Raw genomic sequence first — 17286 nt, forward strand, 5'->3', positions numbered from 1 at the left:
AGGCTCAAGGGGCGAGCCTGGGCCCGCCGGGGCGTGGTGCAGATGGCGCTGTCAGAAGGCCATCGGCGTACCGGTCAAGCCTGCCAACCGGCGCGCACCAGCGGCAGGCGTGCCACGGGCTGCCCGGTCGCCGCGAACAGCGCGTTGGCAATCGCCGGCGCGATCGTCGGCACGCCTTCCTCGCCGACGCCGGCGGGGCGCTCGCCGTTGCCGACGACGAGCAGGTCGATGGGTGGAAGCTCGGCCATCGTCGGCAGCCGGTAGGTGTCGAAGTTGCCTTCGCGCACCTCGCCACTGGCAAAGCTGATCTCACCGTGCAGCGCAGCGGCAAGACCGAAGACGGTGCCGCCCATCAGCTGTGCCTGCACCGCATCGGGGTTGCCGACCCAGCCGGCATCGATCGCAGCCCAGATCTTGATGAGCTTGAAACGGCCTGGCCCGGAGACCGCCAGCTCGACGACATGGCCCGACACCGCGCGGTTGCCCTCGAACAGCGCGATACCGCGATGGTGACCTGTCGGCAGGGCCTGGCCCCAGTTGGCGCGCGCGGCCAGCGCATCGAGCAGCGCCAGGGCTCGCCGCTGGCGTGGCCCTTCGCCGGCCAACAGCCGGCGCCGATAGGCGAGCGGGTCGTCACCCCGTGAGCGCGCGGCGCGGTCGATCATCGTCTCGAGGCAGTAGGTGTTCTGCGACGCGCCGACCGAGCGCCAATAGGCGAGCGGCACGCCTCGGTCGACCTTCGTGAACGCGAGATGAAGCGCTGGCAAGGCATAGCTCTGGCCGAGCCAGGCCATCGACGACGCGAAGTCGGGCACGTCGTCTTCGGGCGCGCCGGCAACGCCCGAATAGTCTTCGATGCGCGCGCCGGCCATGTCGGCACGCAACGCGGCCGGCAGGCCGTCCGCACCGAGCGCAAGGCGCAGCCGCGCCGCACTGGCCGGGCGGTAGAAGCCGGCGCGCATGTCGACCTCGCGTGACCAGATCGTCTTCACCGGTTGGCCCGGGACGGCCCTGGCGATCAGCGCCGCCTCGACGGCGCAATCGAATTCGAGTCGCCGGCCGAAGCCGCCGCCGCAGGGACGGCTGTGCAGCCGAACCCGCTCGGTCGCCAGGCCGAGCGCCTTGGCCACGGCAGCGCGCGTGTCCGATTGCGACTGCGTCGAGACCCAGATCTCGGCGCCCTCCTTGTCGACGCGCACGGTTGCGTTGAGCGGCTCGAGAGGCGCATGGGCGAGGAACGGGAACTCGTAGAGCTGTTCGATGGCGTCAGCACCCGCGGCGCTCAGCGCCGCCGTCACGGCCGCCTCGTCGAGCCGCGTGTCGAGCCGCTTCGGGAACGCGTCGCCACGGCCTGCCTGCACCGCCGCGCGCAGCTCGGCCGCGTGCGTGTCGCTGTCGAGCGTTGCATGGGGGCCGGGCGCCCAGCGCGGCTTCAGCCGGCGTGAGGCCTGCTGCGCCGTCCACCAACTGTCGGCCACCACGCCCACGGCGCCAGGCAACCGCACGATCTTGCGCACGCCTTGGATGGCCCTGGCGGGCCGTTCGTCGAGCGCGACGAGTCTGGCGCCGAAGCCGGGCCCGTGCAGCACGGCTGCGTGGAGCAGGCCGGGCTGACGCTCGTCGATGCCGTAGGCCATGCGGCCATCGGTCTTCGCCGGGATGTCGGTGCGTTGCCGATGCTGGCCGAGCACCGCCCACTGCGCGCGCGGCTTCGGATTCGGCGTCAACGGCGGTCGCAGCGCCGCCGCTTCGGCGAGCAGCGCGCTGATGGGCAGTTCGCGGCGACTGGGCGCATGCACCACCTGGCCCTCGCGCAACAGGCATGCCGCGGCGTCGACGCTCCAGCGTGCCGCGGCGGCGCGCTGCAGCATGTCGCGCGCGGCCGCGCAGACCGGCGCAAGCGTGGCATAGGCGGTGCGAAAGCCGATGCTGCCGTAGGTCACGTAGCTGTCGGTGAACGGGTTGTCGAAACGCGGCTCGATCGGCGCCATCTCGATCTTGATGCGGTCGAGCGGCAGGCCCAGTTCCTCGGCCGCAATGGCCGCCATCAGCGACGGCGTGCCCTGCCCCATCTCGGTGATGTTCGTCAGCAGCGTCAGCGCGGCCCCCTCGAAGCGCAGCCAGATGCCGAAGCCGGGCACGTCCGGGTCGACGACCTGCGGGGGCTTGGGTTGTGCGTGGGCGACGCGAGGGTCGAGCCCGATCGTCCACGCGCCGGCGGCGAACAGCGAGCCGAGCAGCAGACGCCGGCGTGGTGCCGAGAACGCGTCAGCGGGCCTCATGTGGCCATCCCCGCCGCGCGCTTGATGGCGGCCTTGACACGCGGGTAGGTGCCGCAACGGCAAAGGTTGGTGATGGCCGCGTCGATCTGCTCGTCCGTTGGCCGGGACGTCGACGCCAGCAGCGCCGCGGCGGCCATCAGCATGCCGCTCTGGCAGTAGCCGCATTGCGGCACCTGGTGCTCGATCCAGGCCTGCTGCAGCGCGGCCCCGTGCTTCGGGGCCGCGGCCGCCAGCCCTTCGATCGTCGTGATGCGGCGTCCGGCCAACGCCGCGGCCGGCGTCACGCAACTGCGCAGCGGCGCACCGTCGACGTGAACAGTGCACGCGCCGCAGATGCCGGCGCCGCAGCCGTACTTGGTGCCGGTCAGGCCCAGCTGCTCGCGCAAGATCCAGAGCAACGGCATCTCGGGGTCGGCCGGCGCGACCTTCTGCGGCCGGTCGTTGATGTTCAGTTGCATGGGCAGGGCTCCGGCGATTTGGCTGGGCGCGATGCTAGGCATCGCGATGACCTGGCGCATGGCCGACGCGACGGAACCGGGTTTCAAGGGAGTGAGGTTCCCTGTGCAACCGCTGGTTCGAGGCCGTCACCATCGACGCCCTGCCCCATCGCCATCGCCGTCGCCGTCGCCATCGCGACGTGCTGCAGCGGTAGAGTGCACGGCCGACGAGACGGATTTCACAGACTTGGAACGACATCCAAGGCTTTCATCGGAGGACCCATGCTCCAAGGATCGTGTCACTGCAATGCCGTCACCTGGCAATTCAAAGGCATGCCCGAGTCGGCCACCGCGTGCAACTGCACGGCCTGCCGCCGCTATGGCGTGCTGTGGGCGTACGACTACGAAGGCGAAGGCATCAGCGTGTCGGGGCCGACGCGTGCCTACATCCGCGGCCGGGCGCTCGAGTTCCATTTCTGCCCCAACTGCGGCTGCGTGGCGTTCTGGCGGGCAAGGCGACCCGATGAGGACGGTCGGCAGCGGATCGCCGTCAACCTGCGGCTGACCGAGCCAGGGCCGATCGCGACGATCCCGGTCGACCACTTCGACGGGCTCGACACGTTCGACGATCTGCCGCGAGACGGCAAATGCGTGGGGGACTACTGGTTCTGAGCTTCGGCGGGCCGGCCCGGCCGGCCGTTCCTGCGGGCGTCAAAGGGTGAACCCGAGTGCCTCCGCTGGGCGAGGGCCGCCTCTGCCAGAGAGGCCGGCACGCCGTCGGCGACGGCGTCCACCGCCGCCGAGCGGCTGAAATCGTCGCAATCACGCGTCTTGGTGTCGCCGCCCCTCAAGTCATCACCCCCGCAGGACGATAGCGACCAGATGACGCGTGTTACGCCTTTTGCCCTTCTTAACCGGTTGCGACCCGGCCGTGCCATGCTCCGCGCGGCTGGGAAGTGGGCGTTGGTGACCCTCCTGCCGCTGGCGGCCCACGGCCAGCCGGCAGACCCCGCGAACGAGCTGGATGCGCTGCTGAACACCCAGGTGGAAGGCGCGTCTCGCTACCCGGAGAGCGCCCTCGACGCACCGGCCGTCGTCAGCGTGATCAGCCGCGACACCTCGGTCGGGCTGGGGCATGTGACGCTGGCCGAGATGCTGGAGCGCCTGCCCGGCACCTACGTGACGACCTCGCGCACCTATTCCGCCGTCGGCCTGCGCGGCTTCAACCGGCCCGGGGACTACAACGCCCGGATCCTGATGACGATCGATGGCTACCGGGTCAACGATGCGCTCTATGACCAGGCCCTGCCGGAGTTCGAGTTCCCGATCATTGCCGATTGGGTCAAGCGGCTCGAGCTGATCAACGGCCCGGCGTCGTCGGTGTACGGAGGCAATGCGCTGCTCGGCGTGGCCAACGTGGTGACAGTCGATGGCGCAGACGAACCCGGCTTCGGCCTGAAGGCCGGATTGGACGACGCAGGCGGTACCCGCCTGACCGGCCAGTACGGCTGGTCGCAAGGTGACGTGGACGTCTTCGTCGGGCTGACGCACCACCAGGTCGCCGGCGAGACCCTGCACCTGCCCGAGCTGGCCAGCGACTCGGTACCCGGCGGCGTCGTCTCGGGGCTCGATGGGCTGCAATACACCTCGCTGTTGGCCAAGGCCCGCCGAGGCCCGTGGCGGGGAACTTTCGTCGTGCAAGCGCGCGACAAGGACGTGGCGACGGCCGAATACGGCACGGTGCCGGGTGCCGCGGGCACGCACTACCTCGATCGATATGCCTACGGCGAGCTGGCCTACGACGGGCCGTGGCAGGGCGACTGGCGGCTCAAGGCGCGGGCCAGCTTGTCGCGCATGGGCTTCGAAGGCGACTACGTCATGCCTGCAGAAGACGATGGCGGCGACTACCTCAATCGCGACGTGGCCGATTCGCGCTGGGCCGGCTTCGACGCGCGCGCGCAGTGGCGCGGATGGATCAACCACAGCCTTTCGGCGGGCGTCGAGCTGCGTCGGGTCTTTCGCGGCCTGCAGCGCAACGAGGACGTGGAACCGGCCGCCACCTACCTCGACCGGGACGACCAGTCGACCCAGTGGGGTCTGTACGCACAGGACCAGTTTCGTTTCTCCGAGCGGACGTCGCTGACCGTCGGGCTTCGTGCGGACAAGGTCGACACGTTCGATGTCGAGGTCTCGCCGCGGCTCGCACTGGTCCACCGGCCCGGCCCCTTCGAGGCGGTGAAGCTGATGCTGGGCCGTGCGTTTCGCGCCCCCAACCTCAGCGAACGCTACTACGAGGACGGCGGTCTGACGCAGGTTGCCAACCCGACGCTGCGCCCGGAGCGCATCTCGACCGTCGAGCTGGCCTGGGAGCGCTCGATCGGCGAGGCCACCCGCCTGTCGCTCGGCGGTTACGCCTATCGGATGGATGACCTGATCGACTTCGTGGCCCTGGACGACGAGGTCTCTCATTACGAAAACGTCTCCAGTGCGCTGCTGCGCGGCGTCGACCTGGATGTCGAGCACCGCGAACCCGGTGGCTGGCAATGGCGCGCGAGCGTGAGCCTGGCCGACATGTCGAGCAAGCGCGCCGCGGCGTTCAACTCCCCTCGCTGGCTGTTCAAGGGCCATCTGCTGGGGCCGCTCGACAGCCATTGGTCCATCGGCTTGCAGTGGCTGGCCATGGCCCGGCGAGACGGCCTGCGCGCCGACGTGGCGTCTTTCGTCACGGCAGACGCCTTGCTGCGACGCGTGCTCACCCCCGGCCAGTCGGTCGCGCTGATCGTGCGCAACGTGGCCGACAGCAAGACCCATGACCCGGCGTCCAGCAACAACGACCTGCTGCGCGTACCGCGCCCCAGGCGTTCGCTGACGCTCGAGTGGCAAGCGCGGTTCTAGGCACGGCCGTGGCACAGCGGGCAATGAAACGGCGGGCCGGGCCCCTCGCGCCACGAAGGTGGCGCTGGGTGGCCGTGCTCGCCGGCATCGCGGCGGCGGCCACCACCGCCCGCGCCGACGCATCCGCCCCGGAACTGAAGGCCCGGATCATTGTCCGGGCGTTGCTGTTCGCGCAGTGGCCGGCGGCCGTGCTCCAACCCGGCCAGACCCTCGTCATGTGCCTGGCCGAGGAGCACCCGCTGGCCGGCGCGGTGGCGCGGCAGGACGGCCAGATGATCAACGGCCACCGGCTGCAGCTTCGACGTGGAGCGACCGATCCGTCGAAGCAGTGCCATGTGGCACTGGTCGGCCCGAACGAGCGCGCCCCGATGGCCCAGCGCCGGCATGGTCTGCTTCGGGTCGGCGATGTGCTTGGCGGCTTGAAAGACGACGTGATGGTCAACGTTCAAGTCGAGCTGGGCCGTGTCGTCTTCGATGTCAACCTCAAGGCCGCGCGCGAAGACGGGCTCGAGATCGACACGCGCCTGCTGCGTCTGGCACGGTTCGTACAGCAGGACTGACCATGCCACCCGACCGCTCAGGCCCGTCTTCGCCAGCCCGCTGGCGCCGATCGCACACCGGCTCGGAGGTGCGGTCGCTCGCCGTCGCCATGCTGCTGACCGCCGGCCTGCTGGCCGTGGTGGAGTACATCTACCTCGATCACAGCCACGAGCGCGGGCTGCGCATCCACGCCGGCATCGTGGCCCATTCGGTCAGCGCAGCCGCCATCTTCGACAGCGCCAGGGATGCGACCGAATCGCTGCAGGCGTTCCGGGGCGTCGCCGACGTGTCCGAGGTCATGCTGCAGCGGCCCGACGGCTCGGCCCTGGCCAGCTACCAGCGCGACGAGGCGCAGCGCAGCTGGTTGCAGCGCTACGGCGGCGAAGTCCAGGTGACGGTGCCGGTCCTCGCGAACGGCACCGAGGTGGCCAGGCTGAAGGTCCTGGCCGATCGCAGCGAACTGTGGTCGACGCTCGGCTCGCTCGTGGTGGCCTTGCTCATGGTGATGCTCGGTGCCACGACATTCACCCGGCTCATCTCGCGGCGCATGCGTGCGGCCGTGCGTGACGCCGAAGAGCGAACCCGCTACCTGGCCCACCACGACGCACTGACCGGGCTGGCCAACCGGGCGACCTTCTCCAGCGCCCTCGAACTGGCGGCCAAAGGGGCTCGGGAACACGGCCTGCCGGTCACGCTGCTGTGTCTCGACGTGGACGACTTCAAGCAGATCAACGACACCTACGGTCACGCCACAGGCGACGATGCGCTGCGGACGGTGGCCACCCTGTTGCGAGAGCTGGTGCGCGAAGACGACATGGTCGCGCGCCTGGGTGGTGATGAGTTCGCGGTGTTGCTCACCGGGCCTCGTTCACAAGAGACTGGCCGGCGGGTGGCGCGCGAGATGATCAACCGGCTGCCCGCTGCGCAGAGGGCGGGCACGCAGCCGGCGGTCAAGGTGTCGATCGGCATGTCGCAGCTCCCTGCCGATGCCCAAACCGCCGAAGAAGCGATGCAATGCAGCGACGTGGCCCTCTACGAAGCCAAGCGCAATGGCAAGAATGCCGTGGCCGACTACACGCCCGCCCTGGGCGAGGGGCAGCGCGAACGCGCCCGCCTGCAGGCCGACCTGCGCGATGCCATTGCCGCGCAGCGCATCAGCCTGGTCTACCAACCGATATTCGACAGCGGCGGTGTGCTGCGCAATGTCGAAGCACTGGCTCGGTGGACCCATCCGGTGCGGGGCGCCATCGGCCCGGCGGAGTTCATCCCCATCGCCGAAGAGTCGGGGCTGATCGTCGACCTGGGGTTGGCGTGCATGCGCCAGGCTCGCATCGACATCGACGCGTGGCGCAGCAAAGGCCTGTCGCCCGTGCCCGTGGCGCTGAACATTTCGTCGCAGCAGCTTCACCGCGAAGCGGACCGCCGTCAGTTCCTCGAGCAGTTGGAAGCCTCCCGCCTTCAGCCGGGCGAGGTCGAGTTCGAGCTGACCGAATCGGTGCTCTTCGACGACCTGAACAACCCCGACTCGATCCTGGTGCGGCTGCAGTCGATGGGCTATGCGCTGGCGATCGACGACTTCGGCACCGGCTACAGCTCGTTGGCGTACTTGCGTCGCATTCGATGCCGGAAGCTGAAGATCGATCGGCTGTTCGTCGCCGGCATCGAGGCTGACCACGACAACGCGCTGATGGTCGAGGCGATGCTGCGCGTCGCGCATTCCCTGGACATGCTGGTGGTGGCCGAAGGCGTCGAGCGCAAGGCCGAGCACGACCGGTTGATGCAACTGGGCTGTGACCTGTACCAGGGCTTCGGCCTGGCCCGGCCGCAGCCCGCCCACGCGCTCGAGAGTTGGCTGCGCGCGGCTCCGGCCCCGGCGGCGGTCGGCGAGGGCGATCAGCCGGTATGCAAATCGCCGGAGTTCGGCGGCGCCGTGAGTTCATAGCGCCCGGTTCCTTCGCCACCCTGGCCGCCTGGCGCAAGATGCCGCTGACACCCCACCACCCCGGCGCGCTCTCGTCATGCCCATCGCCTTGCACTTCTCAGCCCGGGAGCTGGCCTGGGCCTGGCTGGCCGCCACCGTGCTCAGCGGTGCACCGTCGACGCTGTGGGCGCTGCACGCCGGTGGCGACGTCGGCGAAGCCACCTGGGCCGCCGGTGCGATGCTGCTGGCGGCCGATTCGCCGCGGCCCTGGCTCTTCGCGGCGGCAGCGCTGGTGCACGGCGCCGTGTCGGCGCTCTGGACACTGGTGGCCGGCCTGCTGCTGCCGCGCCGGCACCCGGCGGGCTGGGCGCTGGTGATGGCCGCGGCCATCGGCCTGCTCGACTTGCGGGTCATCGCGCCGGCGTTCTTCCCCGCGGTGGCTGCACTGGCCTTCTGGCCCCAGATGGCAGACCACCTGATGTGGGGCGCCTGCCTCGGTGTGTCGCTGCAGGTCAGTATCCTGTCCCGCAAATAGCCGTCATTGCCGCCCGCCCATCGAGTTCGACCAGATGGCTGTTGGGGGGGCGGGACGCTAGGCAATCAGGCGAAGCACATCGTGGTGGTTCACCGGCTTGACCAGGTGCTCGTCAAAACCCGCTTCTGCGGTCGCCCGTCGATCGCTCTCCTGCCCATAGCCCGTCGTGGCGATGAGCCGCAGGTGCCGGGTCAATGGGGAGTCGCGCAACCGGCGCGCCACTTCGTAGCCGGACATGTCCGGCAACCCGAGGTCCAGCAGCACGACGCCGAGCTTGAGCTGTTCGCGCGCAGCGATGCTCAACGCCTCGGCGCCGCTGCGGGCCATCAGCACCTCGTGCCCCGACATCTGCAGCAGCAGGGCCAGGCTCTCGGCCGCGTCGTCGTTGTCGTCGACCAGCAGCACCCTCCCGCCTGTCGCGGGATGCACCATCACGGTCGTCCCATCGACGGGCTGGGAGGCCTGCATCGACAACGGCAGGGTCACCGTGAACTTGGCGCCCCTGCCCGCCCCCTCGCTGGCGGCCACGACCGTGCCGCCGTGCAGATCGACGATCTTGCGGACCAGCGTCAGGCCGATGCCCAACCCGCCGGCCGAGCGGTCCAGCGATCTCGGTCCCTGCACGAAGGGGTCGAACGCGCGCTGCAGCAGGGACTCAGGCATCCCGACGCCGTTGTCGCTGACTTCGAGGCGCACCACGGATCGGTCACGTGCCACGCAAAGCTCGACGTGCCCGTTGGGCGGCGTGTATTTCGCAGCGTTCGTCAACAGGTTGACCACCACCTGGGTCAGCCGCACCGAATCGCCGTTGATGAACGCCGGCTGCGGCGCAAGTTTCAGCTCGCAGCTGTGGCCATAGCTCTCCAGCGTCGCACGCATCGAGTCGAACGCCACCTGAACGAGAGTGTTCATCTCCAGCGGGGCCTGCTGCAACTCGATCTTCCCGGTGGTGATCCGGCTGACGTCCAGCAGATCGTCGACCAGCCGCGTCAAGTGGTTGACCTGCCGGCCGATCAGGTCCGCGCAGCGATCGGTCTGCTGCTTGCCGATCGGTGACTTGAGAATGCTGACGGCGTTCTGGATCGGCGCCAGCGGGTTGCGCAGTTCGTGCGACAGCATCGCGATGAACTCCAGCACCCGTTTGCCTTCGGCTTCGAGGGTTTCGGCCCGCCGCTGCTCCGTCATGTCGCGCAGGATGTGGACGAACCCCTGCAGCGCACCCGACTGATCACGAACCGCGGTGATGACAACGTCGGTCCACAACCGTGTCCCGTCGGCCCGCATCTTCCATCCTTCGGATTGGAAGGAGCCGCCGTGTGCCGCGGCACTGCGCTCGGCCTCGGGCCGGCCGGCCTGACGATCCTCCGGCGCATACAGCATCGCCACGTCCTGGCCGATCGCATCCTCCTGGGTGTAGCCGAGCACAGTCCGCGCCGCCTGGTTCCATGAGCGGATGATCCCCCCTACGTCCAGAAGGAACATCGCATGGTCCTTCACACCCTCGACGATGAGCCGCAGCCGCTCTTCGCTGTCCTTCAGCTGCTCTTCATGCCGGCGCCGTTCGGTCAGGTCGCGCGTCACCTTCGAGAACCCGACCAGTTCGCCCCGCTCGTCTTTCACGGCGGTGATGACCACGTTGGCCCAGATCAGCGTGCCGTCCTTGTGCACCCGCCAGCCTTCGTCTTCGAAACGCCCGGCTTGCCGCGCGCGCCGCAGCTCTTCCTCCGGCCAGCGTTTGTCGATGGCTTCCTGTGGGTAAAAGATGGTGAACGGGCGGCCGATGACCTCTTCGGCCGAGTACCCCTTGATGCGCTGTGCCCCGGGGTTCCAGCTGGCAACGATGCCTTGCGGGTCGAGCATGAAGATGGCGTAGTCCTGAACGCTCTCGATCAGCAGCCTCAGGTGGCGCTCGCTGTCTGCCACGCGTTGCTCTTGTCTCTTGCGATCGGTCAGGTCGCGCGTGACCTTGGCGAAACCCAGCAGCATGCCGGCGTCGTCACGCAGCGGCGAGATGACGACATTGGCCCAGAAGCGCGTGCCGTCCTTGCGGATGCGCCAGCCTTCGTCTTCGAACCGCCCTGCGGCGACGGCGCGGCGCAACTCCTCTTGCGGCCAGCCCGACTGGACCGCCTCGGGCGGGTAGAACACCGAGAAGTGCTGGCCGATGGCCTCGGGCGCGCTGTAGCCCTTGATCCGCTGGGCGCCCTGGTTCCACGAGACGATGTGCCCGTCGGGTGACAGCATGAAGATCGCGTAGTCGTGGACGCTGTCGACCAGACGGCGAAACACCTCGTCGCTGCGAGGGGCTGCGCTGCCGGTTTCGGGGGTGGTCATCAGGAAAAACTTACCTGTTGCGAGCATGGCTGCCGGCAGATGGAGACGCAAGCGGCCTCATCCGCCCGGAACAGACACCAAAAGCAAACCCTGTGCCGGATGGCCGACACCGAGGATTCGCGAAGTGCCCGCGGGCAGCGCCGGCGCCGCGCAGCCGGCCGCGAGCGACCGATCCAAGCGCGCAAATGCGCCTGAAACCAAGCCCACTTCGCCCTATCGCTGGGGCCGATCGGCGCCCAATATCGGTTTATCTTTGCCAACCGTCCTCACAGTGACCGGAGTTCACCCGTGAACATCGAACTCAACCTGCCAGCACATCCGCAGACGCTGCTGCAACTGGGCGAGCTGCTGCGCAGGCCCGATCTGAACCTCAGCGATGTCAGCCAGCTCATCGAAGCCGACCTGTCACTCGCCGCCGCGGTGATGAACACCGTCAGCTCGCCGCTGTACGGGCTGAAGGGCCGGGTCCAGAGCGTGCAGCAGGCGGTCACTTACCTGGGTGTGCGCGAAATCTCGGCCATCGCCTACGAAAACGGCTTGCGCGCGGCATTCCCGCAGGTGCCGGAGCTGCACGCGCTCTGGGAACGCGCCCGCATGCGCGGCATGCTGATGGGGCGCATCGCCCAGGCGCTGTCGATGGAAGCCTGGAGCGCCCACACCGCCGGCCTGTTCGAAGAGTGCGGCAAGGCGGTGCTGTACGCCCATTCGCCCGAGCAGTACCTGCCGTTGCTGAAAGCCGCCCCCAACGATGGCGCACTGGTCGAGATGGAGCAGAACGCCTTCGGCGTCGGCCACCCCGAAGTCGGCGCGCGGCTGTGCGAAAGCTGGGGCCTGCCGGGTGCCACGGTGAACTGTGTGCGCCACCACGTGACCGTCAACCTGACGCACCGGTTGCCGCCGGTGTCGCATCGCTACGTCTGCGTGTTGTCGACCCTGGCCGACACGCTGATGACCTCACCGGACGAGTTGGAGCAGGTGGTCTCGAAGATCGCTCCGCAGGCGATGATGGACCAGACCTCGCTGTTGCGCAGCCTGCACAAGGTCAAAGACAAGATCGACGACGCGCTGGCCAACGGCTGAGACCCGGTCAAGCATGCCCCGGCAATGCCCTCTTCGGAGGGCGTTGTCGTTTTCGGCCTGTCACAGCAGCCGCGGCAGCGCTGAAATAGACTGCGCCGCACCATGCCCACCGACCTCTCACATAACGCCCCGCTTCCGATCCACCGCCGCCACGCACTGGCCTTGACAGCAGGTGCTGCCTGGGCCGGCCTGGGAAGCGGCTGCGCGATGTTCGCGGCGCCCGCGCCGCAAGACTTCGACACATGGGCCGACGGCTTTGCGGCCGATTGGGTGCGCCTGTCGCCGGAACGTGCGACCTTCACGCAGTATTTCGACGGCGCCGAGCAGGCCGCGCTCGACAGCCGCCTGACTCCGCAGACCCACGCCCATCGTGCGCAGGTGCGCAACACGGCGCGCGCCGGTCTGGCCCGGCTGGCGCGCTATGACTTCGGCCGGTTGACACCCGACCAGCGCACCGGCGCCGTCACGATGCGCTGGAGCCTGCAGCGCACGCTGGACGCCGAGCCTTTCGAAGACCACAACTTCCTGTTCAACCAGTTCGGCGGGCTGCAGATCCGGCTCGTTTCGCTGTTCAACGAAGCCCAGCCGCTGCGCAGGCCGGCCGATGTCGGCCCCTTCGTCGAACGTCTGGCGCAGGTGGACCTGCGCATCGACCAGGCGATCGAGCGGGTGCGAGACGCCGCGGTCAGGGGCCTGCTGCCGCCGCGCTTCATCCTCGAGCGATCGCGCACCCAGGTACAGGACTTCCTGGCCCCGCCGGCGGACAAGAACCTGTTCGTCGAGGCGCTGGCCCGGCGCAGCGCACAGGTCGAGGGCCTGGCGCCTGCCGACCGCACGACGGCCATTGCCAACGCCACCCGGCTGGTCGAGCAGCGCATCCGCCCGGCGTGGCAGCGCCTGCTGGCACTGATGAACGAACTGCACCCACGCACCAGCGACGACGCCGGTCTGTGGCGGTTGCCCGATGGCGCTGCCGCCTACGCGCAGGCGCTGGCCGGCGCCACGACGACCACGCTGGACGCGGAGGCGATCCATGCGATCGGGCTGCGCGAAGTGGCGCGCATCGAAGGCGAGATGGACCGCGTGCTGCGTGCGCTCGGCCGCGCCAGCGGCAGCGTCGAAGAACGCATGAAGGCGCTGCGCCTGGAGCTCCAGCCGCCGGCCGAGCCCGACCCGCGGCCGGGATTGATCGAGCGTTTCAAGGCGATGGTGGCCGACAACCAACGGCGCAGCCAGGCGCTGTTCAACCTGCAGCCCAAGGCGCCCGTCGAAGTGCGTCGCGAACCCGCATTGACCGAGAAGACGGCCGCCGCACACTACAGCACACCCGCGCCGGACGGCAGCCGGCCCGGCGTCTTCTGGGCACCGTTGCCCGGCCCGGTCTTCAACATACCGGGCATGCGCAGCCTGGCGGTGCACGAGGCCATCCCAGGCCACCACTTCCAACTCACGATCCAGCAGGAACGCGACGACCTGCCGCGTTGGCGCCAGCGGCTGGTCTTCGGCGGCGGCAGCGCCTACAGCGAAGGCTGGGCCCTGTACGCCGAGCGGTTGGCCATCGACCACGGCTGGTACGAGGGCGACCCGCACCAGCTGCTCGGCGCGCTCGACAGCCAGCTGTTCCGCGCCCGCCGGCTCGTTGTCGACACGGGCCTGCACGCCAAGCGCTGGACACGCGGGCAAGCCATCGCCTTCGGCATCAGTGCACAGGAAGTGGAACGTTATGTCGTGAACCCGGGCCAAGCCTGCGCCTACATGATCGGCATGTTGCGGCTGCTGGACTTGCGTGGGCAGGCGCAACAGGCGATGGGCGAGCGCTTCAGCGCACGCAGCTTCCACGACGTGGTGCTGAAAACAGGCTCGGTGCCGCTGGACGTGCTGGGCGAGGTGGTGGGGCGCTGGTCCGGTGCTGTGTGACTCGGGGCGTGCCGGCGCTCGTCGGGACGGCTCGCCGAACAACGGACACTGGAGCCGGTAGGCACCAAGCGGAAGGGGGCGGCATCGCGAATGCGCGAACTAGCGATGAAATGGCATGATGTCTCCTTGTTCGCCAAAGCAGGCACTGTCGAAACGCCCACACCTCGCGCCTGGCCCGGCATTGATTGAAGCGGCACGCGATTCTGGAAGCGCGTGCTCAACTTCCAGCGAGTGAAGGAGTGACATGCAGGTGACACACGGCGCAGCCTGGCCTGAAGACCTGGAAGCGGCGTTGCAGCGCCTGCTCGCCAGCCCATCCTTTGCCGGCTCGACGCAACAACAGCGCTTCTTGCGCCACGTGATGGCCGGCGTGCAAAGCGGACAGACCGCGGCGTTGAAAGAGACCGTGATCGCGATCGAAGTCTTCGGTCGCCAGCCGGACCGTTTCAACCCGAAGGAAGACAGCATCGTGCGCGTCGAGGCACGGCGGCTGCGCCAGCGCCTGGCCAAGTACTACGCGAAGGCTGGCCAGAGCGAGACCTGGGAGATCAGCCTGCCGGTGGGCAGCTACGTGCCGACCATCCGACGGCGCGATGCGGCGGGTCGCACGTCCGGCTCGAGGCGGGCACGCGACCTGGTCGAACGGGGTGACCACTTTCTGCGTGAGGGCGTGTTCCCTGCGGCGCTGGAGCGCTACCAAGAGGCGCTGCGCGAATGCGATGACTATGCGCCGGCCTACCTCGGCGCCGCCCGTGCCTGGGTCAACCTCAGCATGAGCGGGCTCGAGCCGCCCACGCCGAATGTGGACGATGCGCTCGAGGCCTTGAGCAGGGCGCTGGAGCTCGATCCGATGCTGCCGGAGGCCGCCTCGCTGAAGGGCCTGGTGCTTCACCGCTTCGAGCACGACTGGCCGGCGGCCGAGCAGGAGTTGAAGCGTGCGGCCGACCTCGCGCCGGACAACGCCCGCGTGCGAGACCTGTACGGCTTTCAGCTGATGTTCGCCGGCCTGCACGACGCGGCGGAGGCGGAACTGCAGCGCGCGCGCGAGCTCGATCCGCAGAACCCTGCCTTTCGGCTGCACATGGCCTGGCTGCGGATGGCGCAGCGGCGCTGGCTGGACGCCGAGAAGGAATACGACGCACTGCTCGACATCGCGCCCGACAACTTCTGGGCCCTGCTGTCGCGCGCCGACATGATGCTGTACCGCGGGCGATACGAAGAGGCGATCACGCTTTACCGTGACGCGAGGCACCGTTGCCCCGGCCATGCCGATTGCCAATTGGGCGAGGCCTGCGCCCTGTTCCTGCTCGGCCGTGACGACGAGGCCGACCAGGCACTGCGGACGGCCGGTGAAGCCAGCCCGCCCCCATCACACTACGTGTTGGCCGAAGTGATGGCGGCCCGACACCGTTACGACGAAGCGCTGTCGCTGCTGCAGCAGAGCGCGGCGGCGCGTGACCCGTTGTTCCTCGCGGGCGCCACGAGCCCGCTGATGGAGCCGCTCTACGCAGACCCGCGCTTCGAACGCCTGTACCGCAGCTCCAGGGCCAGCGGGTTCGTCCGCACGCTGCCGGATCAGGTGCCGGGGCCCAGCGCCAGCGTCATCGACGTGTAGTCCAGGCTGCGGCCGTCGATCCGGAACATGTCGACCACTTCGCCGACCTGCCGAAATCCCATTGCGCGGTACAGCGCCAGCGCAGCGGTGTTGTTGCTGAGCACCTGCAGGTCGACGTAGTCGATGTTCGCCTCCGAGCGCGCCCAGCGACAGGCCGTGACCACCAGGCGTTGGGCCAGCCCCTGGCGCCGGTGGCTGCCGGCCACGCCCAGGCCGAGCAGGCAGCGGTGGGTCGTGAAAGCCTCGGCGTGAGCCCGCAGGTCGACGTGGCCGACGATGGCGTCGGCTTCGTCGCGTGCAATCCAGGCGCGCCGCCAGCCGGTGTGGCCCACGGGCACCACCAGCGCCCGGCGAAAGCGCTCGGCCCGCTCGCCGACGAACACCGACAAGTCACGCGACAACGGTTGGAAGTATCCGGCGGGCGGCTCGCCGTTGTCCTTCAGGTGTTCGTTGAGGTAGCGGGCGAAGGTGTCGAACTCCGACACCAGCAGGGCCTGGATCTTCAAGTTAGGGACGGGCATGCCAATGTGTGACGGGAAGCAACCAGAAGGGCTCGACAAGCATCATGGACGGTGGGCCGAGGGCGTCGGTGACCCAGAATCGCGCCCCATCGCCAGACCCACAACAGCTTCTTCGCACGGCCGATGCGCTGAATGCACTTCGGCCGAACTGAACCGTATGCGCTTCATTCTGCAGTTGTTCCACGCCCCCGCCGTCCGGACGGTGTCCGAAGCGCAGGCGCACACCGCGAAACGCCACGCGGCAACGGCCGACCAACGGGCACGTTTTCGCGCGTTTGCCGAGTCGATCTCCGTCGCCCATTCCGAGTGCGAGGGACCAACGACGTTGGAAGACGCGGTCTTCATCGTCACGCTGCCGGAGCCGCCGCCCGCGCAGACCCTCGTACGCCTGGCGCGAGCCGCCGCTTCGGCCGAGTTGCATCTGCTGGATCCGCACCATCGGCAGCTGTACCGCGCGGACGGTTGCCTGGTACATGCGAATGGCAGCGTAGCGCCAATGCCTTTGCTGCCGGCCGAACCCGCGCCACCACCACTGACCAAAGAGACCGCCCGGGCGCAACTGGCCCGACAGCTGGCGCAGCGGCTGGTGCCGCACGGCTACCAAGCCGCCGCCGGCCATATGCTGGTGCGCCGAACCGGCGCGGTGAAGCAAGGCATCGGCCTGGCGGCCGGCGAACGCGCCGGAGCGGTGGTGTTGCAGGCGGTGTTCGCGTTTCATTGCCATGACGTGTCGCAAGTCTGGCGCGAGGCATTGGGCCTCACAGCCGCCACGGCCACGCCGGACGTCACCTTGCGGGCCGGCGAGCTGGCCCCCGGTGCCCTACCGCCGACCGACGAGATCACGGTCCGGACCGTGCATGACCTGAGCCGCTGGGCGGACGCCTTCGGCAGCTGGTTCACCGGGGTCGCCTTGCCCCGGCTGGACAAGGTCCAGCGTGCCGCCGACCTGGGCGCGCTGGCCCTGAGCGACCACCAGCGCAAGCAATTGGCCCGGCGCCGCGACCTGCCGTCCAGCGAGCGCTTCAGCCGGCTGGTCCTGGCCGCCGCCTTCGACGCCGACCGGCTGCCCGCGTGGACCGAGGTGCTGCGAAGCAATGCCCCCGGCGGCAGCCCCGTCCCACAGGCCGATCAACACAGCATCGATCGCCTTGTCGCCTTTCTGCGGTCGTAGCGTTGCGGTTTCCGCGTTGCAGGCCACAGGTGGTCCGC

General features: G+C 68.9%; 13 protein-coding genes. 9 read left to right on the forward strand and 4 right to left on the reverse strand.

The window, feature by feature from the left end:
* Positions 1 to 74: 74 nt before the first annotated feature.
* Positions 75 to 2282 (reverse strand): xanthine dehydrogenase family protein molybdopterin-binding subunit, encoded by a 2208-nt coding sequence (locus VFY73_RS30140; protein ID WP_329725297.1) that lies wholly within the window; start codon positions 2280 to 2282, stop codon positions 75 to 77.
* Positions 2279 to 2740 (reverse strand): (2Fe-2S)-binding protein, encoded by a 462-nt coding sequence (locus VFY73_RS30145; protein WP_329725298.1) that lies wholly within the window; start codon positions 2738 to 2740, stop codon positions 2279 to 2281. The genes VFY73_RS30140 and VFY73_RS30145 overlap by 4 nt, the downstream gene beginning before the upstream one ends.
* Before the next feature lie 261 nt (positions 2741 to 3001).
* Between VFY73_RS30145 and VFY73_RS30150 the strand changes: the two genes are divergently transcribed.
* The 5 genes from VFY73_RS30150 to VFY73_RS30170 all read left to right on the forward strand — a co-directional run bounded on the left by VFY73_RS30150 (position 3002) and on the right by VFY73_RS30170 (position 8610).
* The gene (locus tag VFY73_RS30150) at positions 3002 to 3391 is read left to right on the forward strand and encodes a GFA family protein (RefSeq protein WP_329725299.1); all 390 of its coding nucleotides are present in this window, start codon (positions 3002 to 3004) and stop codon (positions 3389 to 3391) included.
* Positions 3392 to 3685: 294 nt separating this feature from the next.
* Complete coding sequence (locus VFY73_RS30155; protein ID WP_329725300.1) at positions 3686 to 5614, forward strand: TonB-dependent receptor plug domain-containing protein; 1929 nt, start codon at positions 3686 to 3688, stop codon at positions 5612 to 5614.
* A gap of 68 nt (positions 5615 to 5682) precedes the next feature.
* Entirely contained in the window at positions 5683 to 6174 is a 492-nt protein-coding gene (locus VFY73_RS30160; RefSeq protein ID WP_329725301.1) for a YfiR family protein, read from the forward strand.
* A gap of 2 nt (positions 6175 to 6176) precedes the next feature.
* Complete coding sequence (locus VFY73_RS30165) at positions 6177 to 8096, forward strand: putative bifunctional diguanylate cyclase/phosphodiesterase (protein ID WP_329725302.1); 1920 nt, start codon at positions 6177 to 6179, stop codon at positions 8094 to 8096.
* Between the two features lie 76 nt (positions 8097 to 8172).
* Positions 8173 to 8610, forward strand: a complete 438-nt coding sequence (locus tag VFY73_RS30170; protein ID WP_329725303.1) for a hypothetical protein — start codon at positions 8173 to 8175, stop codon at positions 8608 to 8610.
* Between the two features lie 57 nt (positions 8611 to 8667).
* On the opposite strand, the gene VFY73_RS30175 is transcribed toward VFY73_RS30170, so the two are convergent.
* On the reverse strand, positions 8668 to 10944 hold the full coding sequence (locus VFY73_RS30175) for a PAS domain S-box protein (protein ID WP_329725304.1): 2277 nt from the start codon (positions 10942 to 10944) through the stop codon (positions 8668 to 8670).
* Positions 10945 to 11232: 288 nt separating this feature from the next.
* On the opposite strand from VFY73_RS30175, the gene VFY73_RS30180 reads away from it, so the two are divergent.
* The 3 genes from VFY73_RS30180 to VFY73_RS30190 all read left to right on the forward strand — a co-directional run bounded on the left by VFY73_RS30180 (position 11233) and on the right by VFY73_RS30190 (position 15556).
* The gene (locus VFY73_RS30180; RefSeq protein ID WP_329725305.1) at positions 11233 to 12024 is read left to right on the forward strand and encodes an HDOD domain-containing protein; all 792 of its coding nucleotides are present in this window, start codon (positions 11233 to 11235) and stop codon (positions 12022 to 12024) included.
* Between the two features lie 102 nt (positions 12025 to 12126).
* Complete coding sequence (locus VFY73_RS30185; protein ID WP_329725306.1) at positions 12127 to 13941, forward strand: DUF885 domain-containing protein; 1815 nt, start codon at positions 12127 to 12129, stop codon at positions 13939 to 13941.
* Between the two features lie 244 nt (positions 13942 to 14185).
* Positions 14186 to 15556: a tetratricopeptide repeat protein gene (locus tag VFY73_RS30190; RefSeq protein WP_329725307.1), complete on the forward strand. Its 1371-nt coding sequence runs from the start codon at positions 14186 to 14188 to the stop codon at positions 15554 to 15556.
* On the opposite strand, the gene VFY73_RS30195 is transcribed toward VFY73_RS30190, so the two are convergent.
* Positions 15517 to 16077, reverse strand: coding sequence for a GNAT family N-acetyltransferase (locus tag VFY73_RS30195; protein ID WP_329725308.1), 561 nt, complete (start codon positions 16075 to 16077; stop codon positions 15517 to 15519). The two genes, VFY73_RS30190 and VFY73_RS30195, sit on opposite strands and share 40 nt — an antisense overlap.
* Before the next feature lie 157 nt (positions 16078 to 16234).
* On the opposite strand from VFY73_RS30195, the gene VFY73_RS30200 reads away from it, so the two are divergent.
* Positions 16235 to 17248: a hypothetical protein gene (locus VFY73_RS30200; RefSeq protein WP_329725309.1), complete on the forward strand. Its 1014-nt coding sequence runs from the start codon at positions 16235 to 16237 to the stop codon at positions 17246 to 17248.
* Positions 17249 to 17286: the final 38 nt, after the last annotated feature.

Origin of the sequence: Ideonella sp., from assembly GCF_036277275.1 — a bacterium.
In the GTDB taxonomy this organism is placed as follows: domain Bacteria; phylum Pseudomonadota; class Gammaproteobacteria; order Burkholderiales; family Burkholderiaceae_C; genus Ideonella.

Coding starts and splice junctions, on each gene's coding strand:
- VFY73_RS30145 (WP_329725298.1), bottom strand. CDS start 2,740: ATGCAACTGAACATCAACGACCGGCCGCAGAAGGTCGCGCCGGCCGAC.
- VFY73_RS30140 (WP_329725297.1), bottom strand. CDS start 2,282: ATGAGGCCCGCTGACGCGTTCTCGGCACCACGCCGGCGTCTGCTGCTC.
- VFY73_RS30165 (WP_329725302.1), top strand. CDS start 6,177: ATGCCACCCGACCGCTCAGGCCCGTCTTCGCCAGCCCGCTGGCGCCGA.
- VFY73_RS30175 (WP_329725304.1), bottom strand. CDS start 10,944: ATGACCACCCCCGAAACCGGCAGCGCAGCCCCTCGCAGCGACGAGGTG.
- VFY73_RS30195 (WP_329725308.1), bottom strand. CDS start 16,077: ATGCCCGTCCCTAACTTGAAGATCCAGGCCCTGCTGGTGTCGGAGTTC.
- VFY73_RS30200 (WP_329725309.1), top strand. CDS start 16,235: ATGCGCTTCATTCTGCAGTTGTTCCACGCCCCCGCCGTCCGGACGGTG.
- VFY73_RS30150 (WP_329725299.1), top strand. CDS start 3,002: ATGCTCCAAGGATCGTGTCACTGCAATGCCGTCACCTGGCAATTCAAA.
- VFY73_RS30170 (WP_329725303.1), top strand. CDS start 8,173: ATGCCCATCGCCTTGCACTTCTCAGCCCGGGAGCTGGCCTGGGCCTGG.
- VFY73_RS30190 (WP_329725307.1), top strand. CDS start 14,186: ATGCAGGTGACACACGGCGCAGCCTGGCCTGAAGACCTGGAAGCGGCG.
- VFY73_RS30185 (WP_329725306.1), top strand. CDS start 12,127: ATGCCCACCGACCTCTCACATAACGCCCCGCTTCCGATCCACCGCCGC.